Source organism: Novosphingobium sp. (assembly GCF_027489515.1).
GTDB lineage: Bacteria > Pseudomonadota > Alphaproteobacteria > Sphingomonadales > Sphingomonadaceae > Novosphingobium.
Genome location: NZ_JAIXZS010000008.1, coordinates 1 through 24093, shown reverse-complemented (window position 1 = coordinate 24093; position 24093 = coordinate 1). Strand labels below are relative to the sequence as shown.

The following is a 24093-nucleotide window of genomic DNA, read 5'->3' as shown; positions in this document are numbered from 1 at the left end:
TGTGCCCACTCGGTGGCGACCGTCTTAGAGAGGTAGATCACACCCGCACGCGCGGCGCAGGTGTGCGCGGCCTGCGGCATGCCGCGCTCGACATTGGCGACGATGTTGATGACATGGCCCGGCTTGCCGTCGGCACGCCAGCGCCTGGCGGCTTCCTGCATCATCCACCAGGTGCCGTTGAGATTGGTGTCGATCACGGCGAGCCAGCCCTTGCGGCTGAAATCGATCGCATCCTGCGGGAACTGGCCGCCGGCGTTGTTGACCAGCGTATCGAGCCCGCCGAAGTGATCGTGCACCGCACCTATCATCGCCTCGACCGCTTCGGGATCGCGGATATTGGCTTCAATGCAGAGAATTTCGCGCCCGGTTTCCTCGCGGATCAAGTCAGCGGTGCCATCGAGTTTCTCGCGCGTGCGGCCGCAAATTGCGACATTGGCGCCAAGCTTGGCGGCGAGGAATGCGGCGGCCTTGCCCATCCCGCTCCCGGCGCCCGAGATAAGGATGGTGTGGCCGGCCAGCAGATCATCGCGGAAGATCGTCGCTTGCGTGCGCAGCGCCTCGTCATCGAGGCCCCGCTTAGGCCGGCCAGGATCGCCGGGTTCTGGACGGAAGATGCGCGGGGTATGGATATCGGGCGCGTTCAACGGTTCATCCCCCATTCGGTCGTTCCAGTCTTGCTAGAACACCCGCACAGAAAAAACAAACAGGTTTGATTTTGATTTGTGTCCCGCAGCACCTATTTGCGCAAGGCACGCCGGGACTTGGCGAGGCCCGGGTGCCTCCTGCAAAACCGCTGCAAATCAGCTCTGCGAAGCGGGTGCGAGCGCGCGGATCTGGGCTTCGAGATGGCGCAGCATTGGCTCGACCTGCGCCGGCTCCATGCCGCCCGTCTGAAGCGAGATCGCCATGCCCTCGAGGATCGTCTGCGACAACGTCATCGCGAGGGCAAAGTTGGGCGAGCCGAGCCATTCGGGGAAGAGCGCTTCGGCCTGCGCGTTGAACTTCTCGCGGAACTCGTCCTGCAGGGGCGAGAGGATCGAGGCAAGATCGGCATCGGTACGAGCGGCAACCGCCAGTTCGTGAAAGGCAATGAACGCAGGCTTCTGAAGCTGGCGCCAGTACGTCTCGACAAGATCGGTGACTTCGTGCTCGGGCCGGTCGGCCGCGCGGCGGAAGGCCCGCAGGCGCTTTTCATGCAGTTCGGTTATCGCCGCCTTGATCAGCGCCGAGCCGTTCTCGAAGTGGTGGACCATCGCCCCGCGCGAAAGCCCGGCTTCTTCGGCAACCTTGGGCGTCGTCGTATTGGCATAGCCGTACTTGACGAGGCAGCGCACCGTCGCGTCGATCAGGCGCGCGCGGGTCTGCGCCGCTTTGGCGGCCTGCAGGGTGCGCGTGCGATCAGCCGCCGGGCGGGTGGGCCGAGGAGCGGGACGCGCTGCCCGCGTGCGTGATAGAGCCATGCGTTGTACTTGCCTGAACCGCTGCGCACCGGTCCCGATGCGCGTTGAAACCATCCTTAATGTGTTTTCACGCCTCGTAAAACGGCTGCCGCGACCGGTTCGGGGACAAGTCTTCCCGGCTCCTTCGCGGCGGCAGGTTCGGCGAGGCATGAAAGCCCATCGAATCATCGGCACGGCACTCGCGCGCCGCAACTGCACCGGGGTAACGCTTCGCACGGAAAAAGACAGATATGATTGTCTTTTTCAGCATGCTGTGTATCTCCACGCCAAGACCAATAATGGGCCCGCCGGGCCGGGGGATGCATGACCGACCAGCTGTCACGAGCCGCTGCACCTGTCCTCACGATGGGCGGCATGATCCGCGCATCCGCGCGCAGCTTCGCCGGCCGCGAAGCGCTTGTCTTTCCGGAGCGGCGCATCACTTATGCGGGCCTCGATGCTGCTGCGAGGTCCTGGGCGGCAGCGATGATTGCGCTGGGCGTGCAGCCCGGCCAGCATGTTGGCCTGTTCATGCCGACATGCCCGCAGTTCATCGAAGCGTTCTACGGCATTGCCATGGCGGGCGCGGTCGCGGTCCCGATCAATGCGCGGTATCAGTCGCACGAACTGGCCTATCTGGTGCGCGATGCCGATCTCGTCGTGCTGGTGACGGCGGGCAAGGTGGCCGAGGGGCTGGATTACCGCGACCGCGTGCGCGCGGCGTTGCCCTCGCTGGCTGAGGCAGACCCGGCGCGCGGGCTGAGCCTCGACGAAGCGCCGATGCTGCATACGATCATCTCGCTCGATGCCAATGGCGCGGACGGGATGCTTCCGGTGGACGAAGCGCTGGCGCTGGACGAAGACACTGGAGCGGAGCTCATCGACCGGCGGATCGACGATGTCGATCCCGAGGACATCGCAATGATCCTCTATACCAGCGGCACCACCGCGAACCCCAAGGGCGCGCTGATTTCGCACCGCGCCCAAGTGGGTAACAGCCGCAATCTGGGCAAGCGCTACCTCTGCACGGCTGACGACAAGGTATGGTCTCCGCTGCCGATCTTCCACATCGCGGGCATCCTGCCGATGACGATGATCCTCGATCTGGGCGGGGTGTACATGACCGTGCCGCATTTCGAGGCGGGGCAGGCGCTGGCCATGCTCGGCGCGGAAGGGGCGACGATCGCCTATCCCAGCTTCGTTACGATCATGCAGGACCTGATCAACCACCCCACCTTCAAGACGACCGATCTTTCCAGGTTGCGGGTGATGAATTCCAACTTCGCGGTGCAGCCGGCATGGATCAAGGACGCAGTGGTCGCGGCGATGCCGCACACGATCCAGGTGGGCACCTATGGCCTGACCGAGGCTGCGGGAACGGTTTCGACAAGCCGGCTGGACGACAGCTTCGAGGTGCGTACCGGCCGCTGCGGTTTCCCACTCGAGGATTGGGACATGCGCATCGTCGATCCCGAAACCGGCCGCGATTGCGGGCCGGACGAGCGCGGCGAAATCGTGCTGCGCGGCCCGCATATGCTGAAGGGCTATTATAACGCGCCCGAAAAGACCGCCGAGGCGATCCGCGACGGGTGGTTCTACACCGGCGACGTTGGCTCAGTGGACGCGGGCGGAAACGTGATGTTCCACGGCCGTACCAAGGACATGCTCAAGGTCGGCGGCGAGAATGTCGCGGCGGCCGAAATTGAATCGATGCTGCAGACGCACCCGGCGGTGAAGCTGGCGCAGGTCGTGGGCATTCCCGATGACCGCTATGTCGAAGTGGCGGCGGCGTTCGTGGAGCTGGCGGAAGGTTCGTCTGCCGACGAAGCGGAACTCATCGCCCATTGCAAGGGCAAGCTCGCGGGCTTCAAGATACCGCGCCATGTCCGCATGGTCACCGAGTGGCCGATGTCGACCTCAAAGATCCAAAAGTTCAAGCTGCGCGCCGGCCTGATCGAGGAACTGGGGCTGGGCTGAGCCCACCCTATCCGTTTCGTCATTGCGAGCGTAGCGAAGCAATCCAGGGCGGTTCGCGTGTTGCTCTGGATTGCTTCGCTACGCTCGCAATGACAAGGGTTGGGTGATGTCGCTCAAACCGTTTCGGCGTTCCCGAAGATCACCGTTGCTTGCGCCGAAAGCGTGCCGCCATTGCCGTGCGCGAGTCCGGTTTTTGCGCCCGCGATCTGGTTCGCCGCTGTCCCGCGCATCTGGCGCACCGCTTCGACCATCGCGAACATGCCGTACATGCCCGGGTGGCAGCACGAGAGGCCGCCGCCGTTGGTATTGACGGCAAGCGAGCCGCCGGGCGAGATCGCGCCGCTCGCTACGAACTTGCCGCCTTCGCCCTTGGCACAGAAGCCAAGGTCTTCGAGGAACAGGATCGTGTTGATGGTGAAGGCGTCGTAGAGCTGGACCGTATCGATCTGGCCGGGGGTGAGACCGGCCATGGCCATCGCGCGCGGGCCGGATTCGGCGGCGGCGGTCACCGTGATGTCGTCAGCCTGCGTGACGGAGTTGTACCACGTCGCTGCCGCAGCGCCGAGCACGGGGACGAGTGGCTGGGGGCCATCCTTGGCGCGATCAGTGCGGGTGAGGACGAGCGCAGCGGCGCCGTCGGTCACAAGGCAGCAATCGCGCGCGCGGATCGGGCTGCTGATGAGGCGTGAGGCGATGACGTCCTCGATGGTCAGCGGACCCTTGGCGAACGCTTCGGGATTGGTGTTGGCCCAGAGCCGCGCGGCGACGGCGACGCTCGCCAGCTCCTCGCGTGTCGTGCCGTACTGGTGCATGTGGCGCGCGGCGGCGAGCGCATAAAACGAGAGCGGGTACATCGGATTGTAGGGCGCGTCCCACCGGTCTGGCCGCGCGGGCGTGGAAAGTTTGCCGCCGCTCGAGCGCTGGTTGGCGCCATAGGCGATCACGGCGCAATCGAGGTACCCGGCATCGAGCATCATGCACGCGGTCACGAGGTGGCTCATGAACGAGGCCCCGCCGGCGCGGTTGTTGTCGGTGAAGCGCGGGTGGAGGCCGAGGTACTGCGCGAGGCTGAGGCCGGCGAAGAGATCGTCGGGCAGCGCGATGAACAGCCCGTCGACTTCGGATAGGTTGATCGCAGCATCGGCGAGCGCAAGCTGCACCGCCTTGCCCGCCATTTCGATGGTCGAATGGCCGGGCATTTCGCCGACGCCGAAGGTGGAAGCGCCAGCGACGGAAACGCGGCCGCGCGGGAACATGTCACCCATCGGCCTGCTCCACCGGATCGAAGACAATCATGGGCGTTTCTTCGGCGACGATACGCGCCTTGACGGCCATGCCGATGTGGAGCGTTTCCGGTGTCACGCCTTCAACGCAGCCCATCATCCGCGCGCCTTCGGCCAGATCGACGAGGACTACGTTGTAAGGTGGCTCGGGCGGTTTGCGCTGGATCCACGTGGCGGAATAGACCGTGCCGAGGCCCGAAGCTTCGAACCATTCAAGCTCTGCGCCGGTGCCCGGGGCGAAAGCGCGTGGCGGAAACACTGCGCCGCTGCCACCCACCGGGCGCTGAAGCAGGAATCTGCCCTCGGCAAGCGCGGCATCCCATTCGGCTGACGGCCCGCTCATGAAAGCACCGCGCCGGTGGCGACCAAAGCCGCGATCTCATCTTCCGCGAAGCCCGCTTCGGCGAGCACGGCGGCGTTGTCAGCACCCAGCGAGGGACCGGGATCGCCGATCGCGCCGGGCGTGCCGGAAAAGCTGGTGGGGATGCCGGGATAGCGCAAAGTGCCAAGCTCCGTTTCGGCGCTGTGCCAGAAGCCCGTCTCCTCGAGGTGTGGATCGTGGAGCAGGTCCTGCAGCGAGGCGATGGGGGTTGCGGGGATTTCGGCGCGGCGGAACAGGTCCATCCACTCCGCCGTGGTGCGGGTGACCATGACCCTTTCGACATTGGCCAGCACCGCCGAGATGTTCTCGCTGCGGCTGCGCATCGAAGCGAACATGGGATCGTCCGACCACGCAGGACTGCCGAGTTCGCGGAAGAAGGCCTGCCACTGCTTGTCGTTGTAGATCATCACGCCGACATGGCCGTCCGCCGTCTTGTAAGGGCGGCGCGATGGCGAGGTGGCGCGGGGGTAGACCGGGGGCCCGAGCGGCGGATCGAACAGCGAGCCGCAGATGTGTTCGGTCGCGGCGAAGGACACCAGCGTCTCGAACATCGGGACTTCGATTTCCTGCCCCTCGCCCGTCTTTTCGCGCGCATAGAGCGCGGCAATCACGGCATAGGCGCCGGTGAGGCCGGCGACCTTGTCGGCGATGACGGTGGCGCTGTAGGTCGGCTCGCCGCCCGAAAGCTTGGCCTGCAGATCGACGATGCCCGAAGCGGCCTGCACGATATCGTCGTAGGCCGGGTAATCGCGGTAGGGGCCGGTGCGGCCATAGCCATAGAGATTGGCGTAGATGATCTTGGGGTTTGCCGCCTTGAGCGCGGCGTAATCGAGCCCAAGGCGGGCGATGGCCTGCGCGCGCATCGAATGGATGAAGACGTCTGCGTTCCGGGCAAGCCGCAGCATGGCATCGCGGGCGGACGCCTGCTTCAGGTCGAGCGCGAGGCTGCGCTTGCCGCGATTGACGTTGAGGAACATCGCGCCGCGCGCAGGGTCTGGCCCCGGCGGGATGAAGCGGGTGGTATCGCCGGAGGGGCCTTCGATCTTGATCACATCCGCGCCGAGATCGGCAAAGATCTGCGTGGCATAGGGGCCCATCAGCACCGCGGTGAGATCGAGCACGCGCACGCCCGCAAGAGGGCCTTTGCCGCGTCCGCTCATGCCCTCGATCCGATGTCGTTTCCGGCGGCGATAGTCAGGCCCGAGTGCCTCATGATTCTCCCGTTTCCTCTGGCCGTCTGGCGGCAATTTGGTCCGCTATGAAGGACCATAAAAAAGCATTCAAGCATGTTTTTTTCTTGGCGGCTGGGCCCCGCCTCCATAGAGTGCGCGGCAACAAGAGGAGCGGGCATTTGGGGCCATGCGCCATGAGCGCGAAGGTAGACTCGCCGCAGGAAAGGACAAGACATGGATCTGGGACTTCAGGGCAAGAAGGCGATTGTCGTCGGCGGTGCGCGCGGCATCGGCTATGCGGTGGCCGAGATCCTGGCCCGCGAGGGCGCCGATCTCGCGATCAGCGCGCGCGGCGAGGACAGCGTCAAGGACGCCGTCGCGGCTCTGTCGCGCTATGGCACCAAAGTCGTCGGCAAGCCGGTCAACGTGAAGAAGGCGGACGACTACAAGGCGTGGCTTGAATGGGCGATCGAGGCGCTGGAAGGCGTCGACGTGCTGGTGCCGCTGAGCTCGGCCGGCGGTGGGATGGGCAGCGAGAAATACTGGCACAATGCGTTCGAGACCGACGTGATGGGCCCGGTCCGCGCGGTCGAAGCGGTGATCCCGGTGATGACGCAGCGCAAGGGCGGCTCGATCGTGCTGGTGGCAACGACCAGCGCGCTCGAGGCAATGGGCGGCCCGCAGGCCTACAACGCGATGAAAGCCTCGCTGATCACTTATGGCAAGCAGCTGGCGCTGGCGCATGGCAAGGACGGCATCCGCGTCAACGTCGTTTCGCCCGGGCCGATCGAGTTCGAGGGCGGCAACTGGGACATGATCAAGGGGACGATGGAGAAGTTCTACCAGTCGCAGCTGCGCCAGCAGCCGATGGGGCGGCTGGGGAAGCCCGAGGAAGTGGCGCGCGCCATCGTGTTCCTGGCGAGCGAGGCGGCCAGCTGGTGCAGCGGTTCGCACCTCGTGGTCGATGGCGCCTTCACCAACCGGACGCATTTCTGAGATGGACCAGCCTGTGACGCATCGGCCCGTCACGTGGGACACGTCGAAGATGGACGTGAAGCGCGTCGTCGACGTGATCCGCGTGACGCCCGAGACCAACACCAGCCGCACGCCGGTGGACAAGGCGCCCGATCCGGAACTGGGCCACGCGGTGATCCCTGCGGAACGCTATTACTCCGAAGCGTTCATGAAGCTCGAATGGGAGCGGGTGTGGACCAAGGTCTGGCTGCTCGGCGGGCGGGCCGACGACATTCCGAACCCGGGTGACTATATCTGCACCGAGATCGGCAAGGAAAGCGTGCTGATCGTGCGCCAGCACGATGGCTCGCTGCGCTGTTTCCCCAACGTCTGCCTCCACCGCGGTAACCGGTTGCGGCCGGAAGGCATCGGCAATGCGCAGATGTTCCGCTGCATGTACCACCACTGGACCTACGGTCTGGATGGCAAGATCGAGCGGCTGCCGGACCTTTGCACGTTTCCGCAGGGCGGGCCTCCCGGGATGACGCTGCCGAGCCTGCCGGTGACGGAGTGGAACGCGTTCGTGTGGTTCTCGCTGAACCCCGATGTGGAACCGTTCGACGAATACATCGCGCCGCTGAAGGACCATCTCGAGCCCTATCACCCCGAGCGCATGGCGTGGAAGCGCGATGTGACGGTGGAGTGGGACTGCAACTGGAAAGCCTCGGTCGATGCATTCAACGAGACCTATCATGTGCAGGGCATCCACCCGCAGCTGCAGTGGTATCTCGATGATGTGAATGTGCAGATCGACTGCTACGAGCGCCACAACCGCTACCTGATCCCCTTCGCGGCGATCTCCCCGCGCGTCGCCATGCCGAGCGCGATCCCGCCGGCGATCGAGGAGATCATGCGCCATGCGGGCATGGACCCGGCGGACTACGAGGGCCGGGTGAGCGACATTCGCCGCGATGTTCAGCTGTTCAAGCGGAAGCATGGGCCCGCGCAGGGCAAGGACTATTCGGCGCTGAACGACGATCAGCTGACCGATGATTACCACTACATGATCTTCCCGAACGTCGCGCTCAATGTGCATGCAGACGACATCATGATGTTCCGCCAGCGCCCGCATGCGAGCGATCCGAACAAGATGCTCTACGACGTTTGGGTATTTGAACTGGTGCCGGAAGGCGAGCCCTGGCCCGCGCGCGTGAAGCACCGCCGGTTCAAGCATGGCGAGCGCAGCATCGGGCAAGTGCTCGATCAGGATGCCTACAACTTGCCGACAGTGCAGGCGGGAATGCAGAGCGGGAGCTTCCCGGGCCTCTGGATCGGTGAGCAGGAACTGCGCATCCGCCACTTCCACAAGGTACTGGACGATTACATCTACGGTCCCGGCCAGAAGCAGGAGGGGGACTTGTGATGGCCAGCAGCTTGGCAACGAAGCACGTGAGCCTCTCCCCGGTCGGGGAGGGACGAGCTGCGCCCTGACGGCAAGCGGCGAACCCCCTTCCCCAGCCCTTCCCCAATGGGGAAGGGACTTTGGAGCGTAACGACGTGAGCGAGCGCATTCTTCATGTAGTTGGGTCCCCGCGCGGCGAGCGCTCGCGATCGGTAAAAGTGGCGCAGCGGCTGATCGAAGGGCTGGTGGCGGCGAGCCCAGGCGCGGAGGTTGAGACGCTGAACGTCTGCCACGCCGAACTTCCGGCGCTGACCGGGCCGGTGATCGAGGGGCGCTATGCGCTGATCGAAGGGCGCGAAGTGGCGGACGAAGTGCGCAGCGCGTGGTCGCAGATCGGCGCAGCGGTGGCGCATTTCCTCTCGTTTGACACGGTCGTTTTCAGTGTGCCGATGTGGAACTTCGGCATTCCCTGGCAGCTCAAGCAGTACATCGACACGATCACCCAGCCAGGCATGGCGTTCCGCGTTTCGGAAACGGGCGTGGAAGGGCTGGGTGCAGGCAAGCGGGCGATCCTGATTGCCTCGGGCGCGCTCGATATCCGGCCCGGCGCTCCGGGTGCAGAGCTCGATCATCAGGTGCGCTTCATGCAGGCTTGGCTGGGCTTTATCGGGATCACCGACGTGCATGTCGTGCATTTGCGCCCGACCTATGGCCCGCCCGAAGTGGTAGGGGCGGCGATGGACGAGGCTTATGCTTCGGCTGAAACGTTGGTGGCCGACCTGTCGCGCGCCTCGCGTGTGTAGACGAGGTTGGTGCTCTCGAAGGTCACGCACTCGGTCCCGTCCTCCAGCATCACGACATAGCGCGTAACCGCGGTGCCGCGCGGCTTGCCGCTGCGGAAGGGCTCGAGGCTGAGAATCTCGCTGGAGACGCGCAGGGTATCTCCAGCGCGGACGGCGCGCTTCAGGCGCAGGCGGTCCCAGCCCACGCCGCAAACGAAATCGACATCGCCGTTGATGGCGTGGTCCATCTGCCGCCAGATCGCCAGCACATGGATGCCGCTTGCCACCACCTGCCCGAACACCGAGGCGCGCGCGGCTTCGGGATCGGTGTGAAACCACTGCGGATCATGCGCGCGGGCGAACTCGACGATCTCCGCTTCGGTCACGGTGCGCGGCGGCGAGAGCTTCTTCTCGCCGACCACAAGGTCTTCGAAAGTCCGCCACGGCGTTCCCAGCGGAGAAAGCGTATCGGTCATTCGCGGACGATGAAGGGTGCAAGGACCGGCTTCACCCGCAGGTGCTCGGGCACGTTCTCCACGCCGATGCGGCGGTCGAGCTCTTCGTGCCAGTTGTAGATGCGCCGCTCCTGATAGTTGAGCGACATGCCCTTGAAGCCGGGGCCTTCGACCGATTCCTGAATCTGCGGGGCGAACTGCAGGTCCTCGTAGAGGATGCGCTCCCAGTTCTTGATGCGCATCTCCCACAGCGGGTGCGGACTTGCCGGATCGTGATCGGGCGCGAGCCAGGTCGAAACGACGCGGGTGCGCTTCGGCCCCATCGGCCAGAACTGCAGCAGCGGAATGCCGGTGGGCGCGGGCGGCATCACGAAGTTGGGGTAGATCGAATAGGAGACGTTGTTCTTCGCCACGAATTCCGAGATCGTCGGGATTTCCGGCATGCCGACTGTGCCAGGATCGACCCACCCCTCGCGGCGGTTGGGCGTCGCCATGCGGCTGTGGCCATTGGGCCAGAGCGTGACGATCATCGCGCGGTGATCGAGGAAGCGGTCCACGGTGTTCTCGTGGATCGACTTGAGGTGATAGACCTCAAGAAACGCGTCAAGCAGCACCTTGACGTTGCAATCGGTCTCGTAAGTGCGGCTATCGACAAGGCGCAGCTTTTCGAGCTGGAGCTGTTCGAGCTCTGGCGCCATCGGGCCGATATGCTGCATCAGCGGTTCGGCGTTCGGATCGGCGTTGAGGAAGATCAGGCTGCCGAGCAGTTCGCAGCGCACCTGGCTGAGCGAATGGCACGCAAAATCGAAGTCTGGCGCAAAGTCCCGCCGGTCGCGCACGGCAGTGAGCTTGCCTTCTAGCGTGTAGGACCAGCCGTGATAGCCGCAGACAAACCCGCGTGACGTGCCGCTCTCATCCTTTACGAGAGGTGCGCCGCGGTGCTGGCACGTGTTGTAGTAGGCCCGGATGTCGCCTGCGAGCGTGCGGGTGACGATGACGGGGGAGCCGGTGTTGCGGCAGAGGAACCATGAGCCGGGCTCGGGCAACTGGTCGACATGGCCGGCATAAAGCCACGAGCGCTGCCACATCCCCGATTCTTCGAGCGCGAGGAATTCGGGATCGACGTAGCGGCCGCCCGGGATCGAGGGCAGCGCGGGAAAATCGGCGGGCGGACCGTTGCGCTCGCGTTCCCAGGTCATGCGTGCCAGATCAGCGGCATGGGCTTCGGCGGAGGCTTCAGCAGTCAGGGCTTCGGACATCGTAACTCTCCCGGAACGCCCCGGCAGGACGGCGATCCGTTTGCAGTTTAAAAACATTCATGTATGCTTGTAAAGCGATGCTTTCCCGGTTCGTCGAGGTGATTTTTCAAGTTATAAAACATAGGCTTGCTGAACATCAGCGGGCACTTCGGGAGTGATGAGAATGGAGATTTTGGCGGGCATCTTTCACCACGGTGTGATTGTCGATGATCTGGAAGCGGCGATGGCTCGGTTCGGCGAGACGATGGGCTGCACCTGGACCCCGGTGCGGACCTTCAATCCGATGCCAGTGTGGAACACGAACGGAGAGCAGCTGGAGGCGAAGCTGCGAGTGGTCTATTCACATCAGGGTCCGCTGCGAATGGAACTGATCGAAAGCGAGCCGGGTTCGGCCTATGACGCGATGCGCGCGCTGGGGCCTTCGCACCTTGGTGTGTGGGTCGATTCGGTGGCAGACAGTGCGGCGGCAATGCTGGCGGACGGCTGGGAACTGGTGCTCGGTGGCGCCCCTGCGGATCAGGGCCACGGCGCGATCGCCTATCTTTCGAAGCCCGGCAGCCTGGTCATCGAACTGGTGGCCCGCGCGATCACCCCGATGATGGAAGAATGGTGGGCGGCAACTGCATGAGCACGGAGATGACGACGACTTGGCATGACCTCCTTCCCGAAGCCGAATTCCCGGCCGAGGGCAAACTCGCGGCGCGGCTGGCCGGCTGGCATGTGCTGGTGCTGCGCGCGGACGACGGCAGTTTTCGCGCGCTGAATGATCGCTGCACACACCAGGCCGCGCTGCTTTCGCCCGGGCGCGTTCGGCGCGGCGCCGTGATGTGCCCGCTCCACGGCGCGCGGTTCGATGTGCTGACCGGCAAGTGCCTCGGCGCAGCCTATCCCGATCTCAGGACTTTCCCGGTGCGCGTGGAAGCCGGACGGATCGAGGTCGAAGTGCCCGACGCACCGCCGGGTCCGGGCGAGACACCGGTCTCGATCTAGTGGAAACCCCCTAAAAGGTCGGCAGCGTCGCGCGCTGAAGCGCGGACTGCCTCTGCGCGGGCGTGCGTTCCGAGCATCGCCTGAGCAAGATATCCGGCGAAAGCCCTGCGCTGTCGTCATGACGCCGGCCCGGGGCAGCTCGAGGCCGCGCCGGGCATGGGTAGATTCCGATGCTGTGCCCGCGAGTTCGGGCAGGCTATTCGAAAACGGATGCCGGCGATCGCCAATCTCCCCCGGTCTTAAAGACCAGATCGCCATGGTCCGGTAATTCGAGCCCCCTGACCCGATGGCATTTCACTTCAAGCTGGCGGTTGCATGCAACCGCTGGCTTGCCTTTCCCGCCGGTACCTCGACGCCGGCTAACCGAGGCCACGGGCGTTCAGTGCCCACGGAGCCTCCCAAGGATGACACTGCAACCGCGCTTGACCCGCTGCCACCCGGCGGCGCTGACGCTGTGCCTTCTTCGCTTACCCTAGGGCCGCATCCTGCGGCTCCAACAACAATGAACGGACTTTTCATGAGGAAAATTCTAGTCGGCCTGATGCTGGCCACCAGTGCACTGGGCACAAGCGCCCATGCTTCTGATGCCGGCCCCTACATCACGTTCGAAGGCGGCGCGGTCAAACAGGAACGCTCGCAGGTCTACGGCCCGGGTGGCTATGAGCACACCGACCGGTTCAAGACCGGCTGGGAAGCTGGCGGCGCGCTGGGCTATGATTTCGGCCATTTCCGGCTCGAGGCCGAAGGCTTCTATGCACGCTCCAACCTGCGCTCGCAGACACGCCCGATCGGCACGCCGCTGCCCAATGGCGAATACACCTCGAGCGGTAGTCTCTCCGGTCGTGCCAGCGCCTGGGCCGGGATGGCCAACGCGCTTGTCGGTCTCGGCCACTGGGGCGGGATCAAGGCCTATGTCGGCGGTGGTGTCGGCTATGCCCGAACGAGGCTGACCGAACGACTGCCCGGCGCGGTATTCCTCACGGACCGGGACCAGGGCTTTGCCTGGCAGGGACTGGCCGGGCTCACCGTCCCGATCGGCCGCAATGTCGATCTGGGTGTGAAGTATCGCTATTTCCGCCCGGATGGCGCCAACAGCTTCCTCGCCGCTGACGGTGTCTACCGGAAGGCCGACCTGCGCTCGCATTCGCTGCTGGCAACCTTGACGTTCAACTTCGGCAGGGCCGCTGTCGAGCCGGAACCCGAGGCCGCCCCGCCGCCCCCGCCGCCAGTCTACACGGCGCCGCCGCCCCCGCCGCCCCCGCCCGCGCCGCCGGTCGCGACTTGCAATCGTGGTCCGTATATCGTGTTCTTCGATTGGGACATGTCGGACATCTCGCCCGAGGCGGCCAGCGTGCTCGACAACGCGGTGCAGGCCTATGGCAACTGCAGCAACGTCGGCATCATGCTGGCGGGCCATACCGACAGCTCGGGTTCTTCGAACTACAACCTCGGCCTCTCGGCACGGCGCGACAGCGCGGTGCAGACCTACCTGACCGGGCATGGCATCGCCGCCAGCGCGATCACCAGCCAGTCGTTCGGCGAGACCAACCAGCGGGTGCCCACGGCAGACGGTGTGCGCGAAGTGCAGAACCGCCGCGTGGAAATCAGCTACGGCCCCGGCTCGGGCTTCTGAGCAGGGCGGGCCTTCGGGCTTGAAACAGACGGGGTCGGCAGCAATGCCGGCCCCGTTTTCCGTTCAACGCTCGATCATCAGGACCTTGCGCGCCAGCTCCGGCAGCGAGCGCACGCCCATGCGGTGCATTATCTCGGCGCGGTGGTTTTCGACCGTGCGCTGGCTGATGCCGAGATCGGCGGCGATGTTCTTGCTGGGCGCGCCGGCGAGGACCATGTCCATCACTTCCTTCTGCCGCGCGGTGAGCGCGGCATGGCAGGCAGCAGCTTCGGCCTGCGCGACATCGGCGATGCGGATGGTGTGCGATTGCTCGGCAGCGCGGTCGATGCTGTCCATCAGCGCGTCGCGCCCGACCGGCTTGGTGATGAAATCGCAGGCGCCTGCGCGCATGGCCGCAACCGCAAGGCCAATGTCGCCATCTCCGGTGATGAGGATGACGGGGAGGTGATCACCGCGCGCGCGCAGTTCGCCCAGCAGGCCGATCCCGCTCAGCCCGGGCAAATGCGCATCGACGAGCAGGCAACCCGGTCGTCCCGCGCGGTAGACCGCGAGGAAGTCCTCGGCGTTGAGGAAGTCTTGCACCTCGCGGCCGTGTGCGGTCAGCAGGTTCCGGATCGCCTCGCAGACATGCGGCTCGTCGTCGATCACATAAGTGACCGGGGTCACCTCCGGTGCATGACCCGGTGGCATGGCGATCACCTGTGGCGGCGCCGGAGGGCAGAGCGATTCCACCGCGCGGAGCAGCGCGCCGGGGTTCACCGGCTTCTTGAGATGGATGCACTCCGCCTCGGCGATCGCGGTCTTCGCGGTGGTGGAGATATCGCCGGTGAGCACGATGGCGGGCAGGGGCCGCTGCAAGCGCACCCTCAGCGCCATGAGCAGGTCCACACCGCTCTGCCCCGACGGCAAATTGTAGTCGGTCAGCAGGATGTCCGGGCGGATCGCGCCGCCTGCGATGAGCCGCAGCGCTTCGGCGGCATCGGGGGCGCAGCTTACCATGTGGCCGTTATCGCGCAGCAGCTGCGCGACGAGTTCGAGCAGATCGGGATCGTCCTCGACAACCATGATCGCCGAGGGGCGCGCGATCGGATTGGGCGCGGGTTCGGGAGCCGGTTCGCGCGGGGGTGGCGGCGGCAGGTGCGTCGCGCCCTTGCGCAAGGGAACGGTGATCGCGAAGACCGAGCCGCGCCCCGGTTCGGAGCGGACATCCACGGGATGGCGCAGCAGCCGGCCCAGCCGCCGCACGATCGAAAGCCCGAGGCCAAGGCCCAGCCCGCTCTCGCGCGCCGGGTTATCGACCTGATGGAACTCCTCGAAGATGCTCTCGAGCTGAGAGGCCTCGATGCCGATGCCGGTGTCCCACACCTCGATGCGCAAGGTATCGCCGCGCCGGCGGCACCCCATCAGGATCCGCCCCGTGCGCGTGTACTTGACCGCATTGCCGAGGAGGTTGCGGATCATCTGCTCGAGCAGGCGCGGATCGCTTTCGATCCAGGCCGTGCTCGGCATGAAGCGCAGCGAGAGATCGCGCGCTTCGGTGACCGCGAGGAACTCGCCGTGGAGGCGCTCGAGCATCTCGCCCACAGGGAACTCCAGGGGCTCCGGCTGCACCGCACCCGCCTCGATCTGGCTGATGTTGAGCAGCACGTCGAGCATGCCCGAAAGCGCGGCCAGCGTCTTGTCGAAACGCGTCATGAGCTCGGCGGCGCGCTCCCCGGTCACATTGGGGGCAAGGAAATCCTTGAGCAGCGCGAGCGCCTGCAGCGGTTGGCGCAGATCGTGGCTCGCCGCGGCAAGGAAACGCGATTTGGCCGCATTGGCGCGCTCGGCCTCGAGCTTGGCTTCCTCGAGCGCCGAGGTCGTGCGCTTGCGATCGGTGATATCGGCAAAAGTGATCACCACGCCTTCGATGCGGCTGTCGTGTGCGCGGTAGGGGAAGATGCGGCGCACGTACCAGGTATCGTCGGGCGCGCGCACCTCGCGCTCGATCGTGTCTTCGTTATCGAGCACGCGCTGGGCATCTTCCAGCAGTTCGGGATCGTCGGCGATCGGCCTGAGGTTCGCGAGGGGCCGGCCAATATCGCTGTTGATGACGTTGTAGAGCGGGCTGATCGCCGGCGTGAACAGACGGATCCTGAGCTCCGCATCGAGGAACATCGTGCCGACGTTGGTGCTGAAAAGAACGTTCTGGAGATCGTCCGAGGCAAGGCGCTGGCGGTCGAGCGTTTCCTGCAGCTGGCTGTTCAGCGCAGTCAGCTCCTCGTTGAGCGATTGCAGCTCTTCCTTCGAGGTGAGGAGTTCCTCGTTGGTCGACTGGAACTCCTCGTTGACCGAGAGCGCCTCCTCGTTGATCGCCTTCTGCTCCTGATTGGCAATCTCGCGGTCGTGGATCGAGGCTTGCAGTTCGGCATGCGCCTCGACCAGCTCGCGTTCGAGTTCGGCAATGCGGCTGGCCTGCTCCGGGCCGTGGTCATCCAGCGCCGCGCCGGTGCCGGCGTGCTGCTCCGAGAAGCACACGAGGATCAGCTCCTCGGCCGTATCCACGAGAAGCTCGGCCGTAATGCGCAGGTCAACCTGCGTGCCGTCGATCGTCAGCCGTGCGGTGCCGCCATCGACGCGCGGTTCATCGCGGCTGACGCTTCGGATCGCTTGTCGCAGCCGCGTTCTGAGTGTGGGCGAGGCCATGCCAAGCAGGTCCTGCGTAGGATAGCCGGGCGTGACCCGCAGGAACCGGTGTGTGGGCCCCATCGAGAACAGGCATTCGCTACGCTGGTTGACGAGCACGGCGGCGGGTGCGTGGTTTGCAAGCACGGCCCGGCTGCAGATTTCGGCAAGGCTGCGCCGCAAAGCCGGAGAGTCATTCCCGGTGGCCGTCAGCATCGGCAGCTTGCCATCGAAACTGAGCGGAAAGCCGCTCTCGCCCGGGCGGGTCCGCGCGACATGGCGATAGCAGCATTCGGCGCGGGCGATCGGTGTGAAGCGATTGTCCGGCTTGGCGATGGACTCCGCCGTGCCGAGCATCAGGAAGCCGCCTTCCTTGAGCGCGAAGTGGAACAGCGAGACAATCCGCCCCTGCGCCGCCGCATCGAGATAGATCAGCAGGTTGCGGCAGGAGATGAGATCGAGCCGCGAGAAGGGCGGATCGCTGAGCACGTCCTGCACCGAGAACACGACGTGGTGGCGCAGCGCCGGGACGACGCGGTAGCCGGTATCTTCCTCGGTGAAGTAGCGGGCGAGCCGCTCGGCAGGAACCACCGTGACGATGTCATGCGAATAGAGCCCTTCGCGCGCAGTGGCGATGGCATCGGGATCGAGATCGGAGGCGAAGATCTGCAGCTTGAGGTCGCGGCGAATGCTCGCCAGCGCATCGTGGCAGATCATGGCGATGGTATAGGCCTCTTCGCCTGTGCTGCAGCCGGCGACCCAGATGCGCAGCGCCTGGCCCGGCTCCAGCCGCTCGATCATTTCGGGCAGGATCTCGTGCTCGAAGGCTTCGAAGACCTTGGGATCGCGGAAGAAGCTGGTCACATTGATGAGCAGGTCGCTGGCGAGCAGCGCGCATTCTTCCGCGTCGCCGCGCAGCCGCTCGGCATAGACCGCCATGTCGCCCGCAGTCATGGCGAGCAGCGCCATGCGCCGCGCAATCCGCCTCGAGATCGTGCCGGGCTTGTATTGGCTGAAATCCTGCCCGGTCGTGTGCTTGAGCGCTGCGAGGATAGCCGCAAGGCCGGCCGCCGTTTCCAGCATGGGGGGAGTATTGGAGGCGAAGCCGGAGCGGGTAACGCGTGCGGCAAAGGCGATCAGCACATCCGGCATTGCCGCCAGCGGCAGCGCGGCATCGACGAGCGCGGTGTCGAGCGCGGCCTGCGGCATTCCGGGATGTTCGGCTTCGGCCGGCGCCTGGGCAACGATCATCCCGCCTGCGGCATGCAGCGCGGGGATGCTGCGGCTGCCATCGCCGCCGGTGCCCGAAAGGATCACGGCAGCACTCTGGTTCCCGCACGAGGCGGCGAGCGAGCGGATCAGCCAATCAAGCGTCAGGCGGGCGCCGTGTCCGGCCTCGGGCGAGGATAACCGCAGGGTGCCCGCGCGCACGGAGAGGTAGCGGCCCGGGGGGATGACATAGACATGATCGGGCGCCAGCGGACTGCCGTGCGTGGCTTCAACCACCGGCATGGCGGTGTGCTCGGCCAGCAGTTCGACCATCAGGCTCTTGTGATGCGGATCGAGGTGCTGGACGACGATGAAAGCCATGCCAGTCGTCGCGGGCAGCGCGTCGAACAGGCGGGAGGTGGCCTCAAGCCCGCCGGCCGAGGCGCCGATCGCTACGATCGGCAGCGCCGACCGTGGCGGCAGATCTCGTCTGGGTGATGGTCCGGTTGCGGTGCGCGGCGCGCTTACCACCGCGTGGACGAGGCGGCTGGCCCCCTGCATCGGAGGCGCTTGCCGTAAGATCTCTTCGTCATTTCGTGCCCCTCGTGATGACGGTGCCTAGCACACCTTGTCAGCACTCGCCCTATTGCAAATGGAGCGAGCCACCGGCCGGCAGGCCGATGGCTCGCGCTTTGTGTCGAAAGCGGCAGCGGTCAGCCGCCGACGCGGATGGCGCTCAGCGATGTGAGTAGACCGAATGCCTGCAGCAGCCACAGCACCACCGCGATCACCACGACTGCGTTGAGGATGGATTTGATCTTGCCGTCCATCGGCAGGTAATTGTTGATCAGCCAGAGGATGACCCCGACCACGATCAGAACGACGATGAGACTTACCAATGACATGCTGTGATACTCTTGCTGGGGACGCTGCGATCAGCGCCCAATGTAAGGGGCAAGAGCGTGCCGGACCCTTGCCGCAGCAGGAATTCCGGCACGTTCCGCTTGGTCCTTGTCCGATGATACGGGAGGGGAGGCACTATCGGACCGGGATGCGATAAGTGGTGCGCGCGCCGGGCCATGCGGAATGCAGCGGTCGGACGTCACACCGGGACGGACCACCCTAGGTCGGCGAGCAAAGCGCAACAGGATCGGAATCTACGCAGTCCGCCGAGCGCGCGCGTCCCGCTACGTTTCAGCTGCGGCTGCGCGGGGCCTGCCGAAAGCGGAGCGAAAGACCGGGCTCAAGCGCAGATAGAAGCCCTGACGGTGTGCGGATCTCGCACGAGCGGAAGTCGATTCCGGCCGTCTTCGGATGCGAAACGCGGCAAGGCCTGCGAGCGAAAAGAATTGCGACCCATAAATCCGCTATATTTCAACGGGATTTATGGTGGGCGCGGCAGGGATTGAACCTGCGACCCCACCCGTGTGAAGGGTGTGCTCTACCACTGAGCTACGCGCCCGCGCGGCGGGGCCACGCGCGGGGCATGGCGGCCGGACAGGGGCGCGCCTCTGCCATGGCGGCGCTTGATTGACAAGTGGGGCGATCAAGATATTTGCGGGCGCCATGACCGAAGAAGCACCAGCGCCCGAACCCGCCGCTCCCGTTGCCACGCCTGCCGCCACTGGTGGACCGGATGTGCCCCCCGATCACCTTGCGATCAACCCGCGGAGCCCGTTCTTCGATGCGGAGAAGCTGCGCCGGGGTATCGGCATCCGCTTCAAGGGCACGGTGCGCCGCAATGTCGAGGAGTATTGCATCTCCGAAGGCTGGGTGCGCGTGCAGGCCGGCAAGACCATGGACCGCAAGGGCAATCCGCTGACGCTCAAGCTGTCCGGGCCGGTCGAGGCCTGGTACGAAGACCTCGGCGAGGACGCGCCAGTCGCCAAGCTCTGACGGGCCAGGGGGCGCAAGCCTCCCAGCCCGTAAGCGACAATCGGTTCCCGCCCCGCGGCAAACGCAGGGCCGGTTCGTCAGACCAGCGAAATCGCGATCTTGCCGCGCTGGCGCTCGGCACCGTTGCGGCCGAGGACCGCGTCGTAGGCCGCTGCTGCCTCTTCGAGGGTGAAGCGGCGTGGGTCGAGCCGGGGCAGCAGCTGCCCGCCTTCGGCAAGCGCAGCGGCGGCGGCAAGGATGCGGCCGTAATGCGCGCGGCCTTCGTCGGCCAGCAAGGCGTGGAGCGTGAAGACGCCCGAATAGGTTGCCTGCTTGAACGATAGCGGGGCAAGCGCATGGCTGCCCCAGCCGAGGCAGCTGACGACATGGCCCAGCCTCCGCACCGCCTGGAACGAGGCATCGAGCATCGCGCCGCCGCCGGTATCGTAGACCACGTCGAAGCCGACGCCTCCCGTGTGCTCGGCGACATAATCCTCCACCGTCCGTTCGGCGTCGATCGGCACCGCGCCGAGGCTGCGGATATAGTCATGGTCCGGGCCGAACGCGGTGGCAAAGACCTGCGCGCCGTGGGCCAGTGCGATCTGCACTGCGACATGGCCGACGCCGCCCGCGCCGCCCTGGACGAGCACCGTCTGGCCGGGGGCGATCTTCGCGCGGTCGACCAGACCTTCCCAAGCCGTAATGACCACAAGCGGCAGCACCGCCGCCTCGCGCATTGTCAGGTTGGCGGGCTTGTGCGCCAGCAGGCCGGCGTCGGCGACGGCGTAGTGGGCATGCGTGCCCTGCAGCCCGGCGACACCGCCGATGAAGCCGTAGACCTCGTCACCGGGTGCAAAGCCCGAGACTCCGCTGCCGACCCGTTCGACCACGCCGGCCAGATCCATACCGAGCACGGCGGGCAGGGGGTGGCGGGCATGGGCGGCCTGCCCGGCGCGGATCTTGGTATCGAGCGGGTTGGTGCCGCTGGCGTGGACGCGGACGAGCACTTGCCGGCTGGCCGGAACCGGGCGCGCGATCTCACGGATGTGGAAGGGACCGTCGCTGGTTTCGACGATGGCGGCAAGCATGGTGGGATTGGACATCGGCGTTCTCCTGTTGGTGAAGCGATGATGCGCCTTTCAATATTGAACGAAAATCCAAGATCATGCATGATATCCATTCAGTTTTGCATGGAGTGAGCTATGCCGGTGCCGCCGCTGGACTGGAATGATCTGCCCGTTTTCCTTGCGATCGCGCGCGGGGGCACGCTGGGGCGGGCCGCGCGCCGGCTCGGGCAATCGCAGCCCACGATGGGGCGCCGGCTGCGCGCGCTGGAGGAGGCAACCGGCTTCGTGCTGTTTCAGCGCGGCACCGACGGGTTCGTGCTGACTGACGACGGCGAGGTCCTGCTGCGCCATGCCGAGCGGATGGAGGCCGAAGCGCAGGCCCTTGCGCGCGCGCTGGCGGGCAGCGAGGCGGGGCTTGACGGCATGCTGCGCCTCACCTGTTCGGACTGGTTCGGGCGCGTGGTCCTGGCGCCGGTGCTCGCCGAGTTCCACCGCCTCCACCCCGGCGTAGTGGTGGAGACGCTGACCGACGCGCGGGTCTACAGCCTCGCGCGGCGCGAGGCGGATGTTGTCTTTCGGATCACCGGCTTCGACGAGCCGGAAGTGATCGCGCGCCGCCTGCTGACGATACCTTATGCCGTCTACGGCCGGGTCGGGACTGCCGCGCCGCGGCCGGATGATGGCAACACCTGGCCGGTCATCGTGATGGACACCGCGTTCAGCTCGATGCCCGATGTCGCCTGGCTGATGCGGACGCTGCCGGGCGCGCGGATCGCCGCGCGCAGCAACAGCCGCGACATGCAGGCGCAGCTCTGCGCGCTGGGGGCCGGGCTGGCGGTGCTTCCCAAGCCCCTCGGCGAGGCGACACCGGGGCTTGTCGAACTCGACGTGGGGGCCGAGCCGCCGATGCGCGATACCTGGCTCGGCTATCACCGCGACATGCGGCGCCAGCCGCGGCTGCGCGCGCTGGTCGATCTCGTAATTGAGCGGCTGTCCTAGCGAGCAGGGGCCCTACCGGACCCTAAAGCGACGGGAGCAGGCGCCCCCTTTCCGCTTCCACCAGCGCCGTCAGCCACGTCTTGAAGGCCTGCACGCGCGCAAGGCTGTGCGTGTCCTTGTGCATCACCAGCCAGAAGGACCGGGTGATCCGCCGCTCCGGCAGCACCGTCACAAGGCGCGGGTCCGAATCGCCGATAAAGCAGGGGAGCACGCCGATGCCGGCACCCGCTGCGATGAGGCGGTGCTGCGCATTGATCGAGGATGAGCGGACCGTCGCGGCAAGCCCCGGCTCGATCTCGGCAAGGTAGCGCAGTTCCGGCGCGTAGAGCAGATCGGGGACATAGCCGACGAGCGCGTGGCCCTTGGCAAGGTCCGCCGGGCGGCGCAGCGGGGCGTGGTCCGCGAGATAGGCGGGCGAAGCGTAGAGCTTGAGGTGATAGTCTGAAAGCTTGCCCGCGATGACCGGCCCTGCGCGCGGGCGCGAGAGCGTGACAGCGAGGTCCGCCTCGCGCTTCGAGGGGCTGAGGAAGCCGGAACTCGCGACGAGATCGATCACGAGGCGGGGGTGCGCGGCGGTGAAGCTGGCCAGTGCAGGCGCGACGATCCAGCTGGCGAAGCCTTCCGAGAGGCTCGCGCGCAGGAGCCCTGCCGGGCCGCCGCCGCCATGTTCGGCAATGCGGCTGGCGGCGCGCTCCATGGCTTCCACCTCGACCAGCATTGCCTCGCCCGCTTCGGTGAGAACCTGGCCCTCGCGGGTCTGCTCGAACAGAGTGGCGCCGATGCGCGTCTCGAGGCGGCGCAGGCGGCGGCCCATGGTGGTGGCATCGACGCCCATGGCCTGCGCCGCGCGGGCGAGCTGGCCGGCCCGCGCAATGGCGAGGAAGGCGTGGTAGTCGTTCCAGTCCGGCGGCTGCATCATTGCAGGCATCCCTCGCATTTTCTCACCTTGCTTGCAATTGGTCCGGGGTGCAGGAAGCCCCCAGATATTTGTCAGGAAAGGATGCAGGCCATGCGCCAGATCGATCATTTCATTGTCGGTGGTTCGGGCGGAGCACCGGCGCGCAAGGGTCCGGTGTTCGACCCCAACACCGGCGCGGTGCAGGCTGAAGTGGCGCTTGGCACGGCTGACACGCTGGAGCGCGCCGTACAGGCCGCGCTCGCGGCGCAGCCCGCCTGGGCCGCGGTCAACCCGCAGCGCCGCGCCCGCGTGATGTTCGAATTCAAGCGGCTGGTCGAAGCCAATATCGACGAGCTGGCACACCTGCTTTCTTCCGAGCACGGCAAGGTGATCGCCGATTCGAAGGGCGACATCCAGCGCGGGCTCGAAGTGATCGAGTTCTGCTGCGGCATCCCGCATGTGCTGAAGGGCGAATACACGCAAGGCGCTGGCCCGGGCATCGACATCTACTCGATGCGCCAGCCGATCGGCATCGGCGCGGGCATCACCCCGTTCAATTTCCCCGCGATGATCCCGCTGTGGATGTCGGGCGTGGCGATTGCCACCGGCAATGCCTTCATCATCAAGCCGTCGGAGCGCGATCCCTCGGTGCCGGTGCGCTTTGCCGAGCTGTTCCTTGAGGCCGGTCTGCCCGAGGGCATCTGCCAGGTCGTCCACGGCGACAAGGAGATGGTCGACGCGATCCTCGATCACCCGGCTATTGGCGCGGTCAGCTTCGTCGGCTCATCCGATATCGCGCACTATGTCTACAACCGCGGCGTCGCTGCCGGCAAGCGTGTGCAGGCGATGGGCGGGGCCAAGAATCACGGTATCGTGATGCCGGATGCCGATCTCGATCAGGTGGTCAACGATCTCGCGGGCGCGGCGTTCGGTTCGGCGGGCGAGCGCTGCATGGCGCTGCCTGTGGTCGTGCCGGTGGGCGATGAGACTGCCGAGCGCCTCAAGGCCAAGCTGATCCCGGCGATCGAGAAGCTGCGCGTCGGCATTTCGACCGATACCGATTGCCACTACGGCCCAGTCGTCACCGCCGCGCACAAGGCCAGCATCGAGCGCTGGATCACCAAGTGCGAGGAAGAAGGCGGCGAGATCGTGATCGACGGCCGCGGCTTCTCGCTGCAGGGCCACGAGGATGGCTTCTTCGTCGGCCCGACGCTGATCGACCACGTGACGGCAGATATGGAGAGCTACAAGAACGAGATCTTCGGCCCCGTGCTGCAGATCGTCCGCGCGAAGGATTTCGAGGAGGCGCTCGCGCTGCCTTCGAAGCACCAGTATGGCAACGGCGTCGCGCTGTTCACCCGCAGCGGCAACGCGGCGCGCGAATTTGCGGCGCGCGTCAATGTCGGCATGGTCGGCATCAACGTGCCGATCCCGGTGCCGGTGGCCTACCACACTTTCGGCGGCTGGAAGCGCTCGGCCTTCGGCGGTACCAACCAGCACGGCGTCGAGGGCGTGAAGTTCTGGACCAAGGTCGAGACCGTGACGCAGCGCTGGCCCGACGGTCTGCCTGACAGCGGGAACGCCTTCGTCATCCCGACGATGGCCTGATCCGAAGGCTCACGGGCTGACAGCACCATGGACCGGCATCTTCTG

The 24093-nt window shown here is 65.8% G+C and carries 21 protein-coding genes and 1 tRNA gene; 10 read left to right on the top strand and 12 right to left on the bottom strand.

Annotation, left to right across the window (positions count from 1 at the left end; all coding sequences use genetic code 11):
• The coding region (locus Q0082_RS00475; RefSeq protein WP_298188666.1) for an SDR family NAD(P)-dependent oxidoreductase at positions 1 to 659 on the bottom strand (659 nt) is incomplete at its 3' end.
• 141 nt (positions 660 to 800) lie between these two features.
• The gene (locus Q0082_RS00470) at positions 801 to 1460 is read right to left on the bottom strand and encodes a TetR/AcrR family transcriptional regulator (protein ID WP_298188664.1); all 660 of its coding nucleotides are present in this window, start codon (positions 1458 to 1460) and stop codon (positions 801 to 803) included.
• A gap of 303 nt (positions 1461 to 1763) precedes the next feature.
• Between Q0082_RS00470 and Q0082_RS00465 the strand changes: the two genes are divergently transcribed.
• The gene (locus Q0082_RS00465; RefSeq protein WP_298188661.1) at positions 1764 to 3416 is read left to right on the top strand and encodes an AMP-binding protein; all 1653 of its coding nucleotides are present in this window, start codon (positions 1764 to 1766) and stop codon (positions 3414 to 3416) included.
• Positions 3417 to 3529: 113 nt separating this feature from the next.
• Here the strand turns inward: Q0082_RS00465 and Q0082_RS00460 are convergent, their stop codons facing one another.
• From Q0082_RS00460 to Q0082_RS00450, 3 genes are read right to left on the bottom strand one after another with little or no spacing between them, the layout of a single operon-like run.
• The gene (locus Q0082_RS00460) at positions 3530 to 4681 is read right to left on the bottom strand and encodes an acetyl-CoA acetyltransferase (RefSeq protein ID WP_298188659.1); all 1152 of its coding nucleotides are present in this window, start codon (positions 4679 to 4681) and stop codon (positions 3530 to 3532) included.
• Positions 4674 to 5042 carry an OB-fold domain-containing protein gene (locus tag Q0082_RS00455; RefSeq protein ID WP_298188656.1) on the bottom strand — a complete coding sequence of 123 codons (369 nt, stop codon included), beginning with the start codon at positions 5040 to 5042 and terminating at the stop codon, positions 4674 to 4676. Before Q0082_RS00455 ends, Q0082_RS00460 begins: the two co-directional genes overlap by 8 nt.
• Positions 5039 to 6241 (bottom strand): CoA transferase, encoded by a 1203-nt coding sequence (locus tag Q0082_RS00450; protein ID WP_298188654.1) that lies wholly within the window; start codon positions 6239 to 6241, stop codon positions 5039 to 5041. The genes Q0082_RS00455 and Q0082_RS00450 overlap by 4 nt, the downstream gene beginning before the upstream one ends.
• Before the next feature lie 246 nt (positions 6242 to 6487).
• Between Q0082_RS00450 and Q0082_RS00445 the strand changes: the two genes are divergently transcribed.
• The 3 genes from Q0082_RS00445 (at position 6488) to Q0082_RS00435 (ending at position 9412) form a co-directional block, all read left to right on the top strand.
• Entirely contained in the window at positions 6488 to 7249 is a 762-nt protein-coding gene (locus tag Q0082_RS00445) for an SDR family oxidoreductase (protein ID WP_298188652.1), read from the top strand.
• Position 7250: 1 nt separating this feature from the next.
• Entirely contained in the window at positions 7251 to 8630 is a 1380-nt protein-coding gene (locus tag Q0082_RS00440) for an aromatic ring-hydroxylating dioxygenase subunit alpha (RefSeq protein ID WP_298188648.1), read from the top strand.
• 134 nt (positions 8631 to 8764) lie between these two features.
• Positions 8765 to 9412, top strand: coding sequence for an NAD(P)H-dependent oxidoreductase (locus tag Q0082_RS00435; protein ID WP_298188646.1), 648 nt, complete (start codon positions 8765 to 8767; stop codon positions 9410 to 9412).
• Here the strand turns inward: Q0082_RS00435 and Q0082_RS00430 are convergent.
• Positions 9358 to 9867, bottom strand: a complete 510-nt coding sequence (locus tag Q0082_RS00430; protein WP_298188644.1) for a MaoC/PaaZ C-terminal domain-containing protein — start codon at positions 9865 to 9867, stop codon at positions 9358 to 9360. The genes Q0082_RS00435 and Q0082_RS00430 overlap by 55 nt on opposite strands.
• The gene (locus Q0082_RS00425; protein ID WP_298188642.1) at positions 9864 to 11105 is read right to left on the bottom strand and encodes an aromatic ring-hydroxylating dioxygenase subunit alpha; all 1242 of its coding nucleotides are present in this window, start codon (positions 11103 to 11105) and stop codon (positions 9864 to 9866) included. Before Q0082_RS00425 ends, Q0082_RS00430 begins: the two co-directional genes overlap by 4 nt.
• A gap of 163 nt (positions 11106 to 11268) precedes the next feature.
• On the opposite strand from Q0082_RS00425, the gene Q0082_RS00420 reads away from it, so the two are divergent.
• The 3 genes from Q0082_RS00420 (at position 11269) to Q0082_RS00410 (ending at position 13728) form a co-directional block, all read left to right on the top strand.
• A complete protein-coding gene (locus Q0082_RS00420) occupies positions 11269 to 11733 on the top strand; it encodes a VOC family protein (RefSeq protein WP_298188640.1) in 465 nt (154 codons plus the stop codon).
• Between the two features lie 8 nt (positions 11734 to 11741).
• On the top strand, positions 11742 to 12095 hold the full coding sequence (locus tag Q0082_RS00415; protein WP_298188638.1) for a Rieske (2Fe-2S) protein: 354 nt from the start codon (positions 11742 to 11744) through the stop codon (positions 12093 to 12095).
• Between the two features lie 517 nt (positions 12096 to 12612).
• Positions 12613 to 13728 (top strand): OmpA family protein, encoded by a 1116-nt coding sequence (locus Q0082_RS00410; protein WP_298188636.1) that lies wholly within the window; start codon positions 12613 to 12615, stop codon positions 13726 to 13728.
• A gap of 63 nt (positions 13729 to 13791) precedes the next feature.
• Here the strand turns inward: Q0082_RS00410 and Q0082_RS00405 are convergent, their stop codons facing one another.
• From Q0082_RS00405 to Q0082_RS00395, 3 genes are all read right to left on the bottom strand, one after another.
• Positions 13792 to 18162, bottom strand: a complete 4371-nt coding sequence (locus Q0082_RS00405) for a CheR family methyltransferase (protein ID WP_298188634.1) — start codon at positions 18160 to 18162, stop codon at positions 13792 to 13794.
• Between the two features lie 152 nt (positions 18163 to 18314).
• Positions 18315 to 18506: a Thivi_2564 family membrane protein gene (locus Q0082_RS00400; protein ID WP_298188631.1), complete on the bottom strand. Its 192-nt coding sequence runs from the start codon at positions 18504 to 18506 to the stop codon at positions 18315 to 18317.
• A gap of 482 nt (positions 18507 to 18988) precedes the next feature.
• Positions 18989 to 19063 (bottom strand) — tRNA-Val (locus tag Q0082_RS00395).
• Positions 19064 to 19167: 104 nt separating this feature from the next.
• On the opposite strand from Q0082_RS00395, the gene Q0082_RS00390 reads away from it, so the two are divergent.
• Positions 19168 to 19497 carry a DUF3297 family protein gene (locus Q0082_RS00390; RefSeq protein WP_298188630.1) on the top strand — a complete coding sequence of 110 codons (330 nt, stop codon included), beginning with the start codon at positions 19168 to 19170 and terminating at the stop codon, positions 19495 to 19497.
• A gap of 77 nt (positions 19498 to 19574) precedes the next feature.
• On the opposite strand, the gene Q0082_RS00385 is transcribed toward Q0082_RS00390, so the two are convergent.
• Positions 19575 to 20579 carry a zinc-dependent alcohol dehydrogenase family protein gene (locus Q0082_RS00385; RefSeq protein ID WP_298188628.1) on the bottom strand — a complete coding sequence of 335 codons (1005 nt, stop codon included), beginning with the start codon at positions 20577 to 20579 and terminating at the stop codon, positions 19575 to 19577.
• 99 nt (positions 20580 to 20678) lie between these two features.
• Between Q0082_RS00385 and Q0082_RS00380 the strand changes: the two genes are divergently transcribed.
• Entirely contained in the window at positions 20679 to 21542 is an 864-nt protein-coding gene (locus tag Q0082_RS00380; protein ID WP_298188626.1) for a LysR family transcriptional regulator, read from the top strand.
• Positions 21543 to 21564: 22 nt separating this feature from the next.
• Here Q0082_RS00380 and Q0082_RS00375 read toward each other — a convergent pair whose 3' ends face one another.
• Positions 21565 to 22458: a LysR family transcriptional regulator gene (locus tag Q0082_RS00375; RefSeq protein ID WP_298188668.1), complete on the bottom strand. Its 894-nt coding sequence runs from the start codon at positions 22456 to 22458 to the stop codon at positions 21565 to 21567.
• A gap of 93 nt (positions 22459 to 22551) precedes the next feature.
• Here Q0082_RS00375 and Q0082_RS00370 point away from each other — a divergent pair, with 93 nt between their 5' ends.
• Positions 22552 to 24048: a CoA-acylating methylmalonate-semialdehyde dehydrogenase gene (locus Q0082_RS00370; RefSeq protein WP_298188624.1), complete on the top strand. Its 1497-nt coding sequence runs from the start codon at positions 22552 to 22554 to the stop codon at positions 24046 to 24048.
• Positions 24049 to 24093 lie beyond the last annotated feature (45 nt).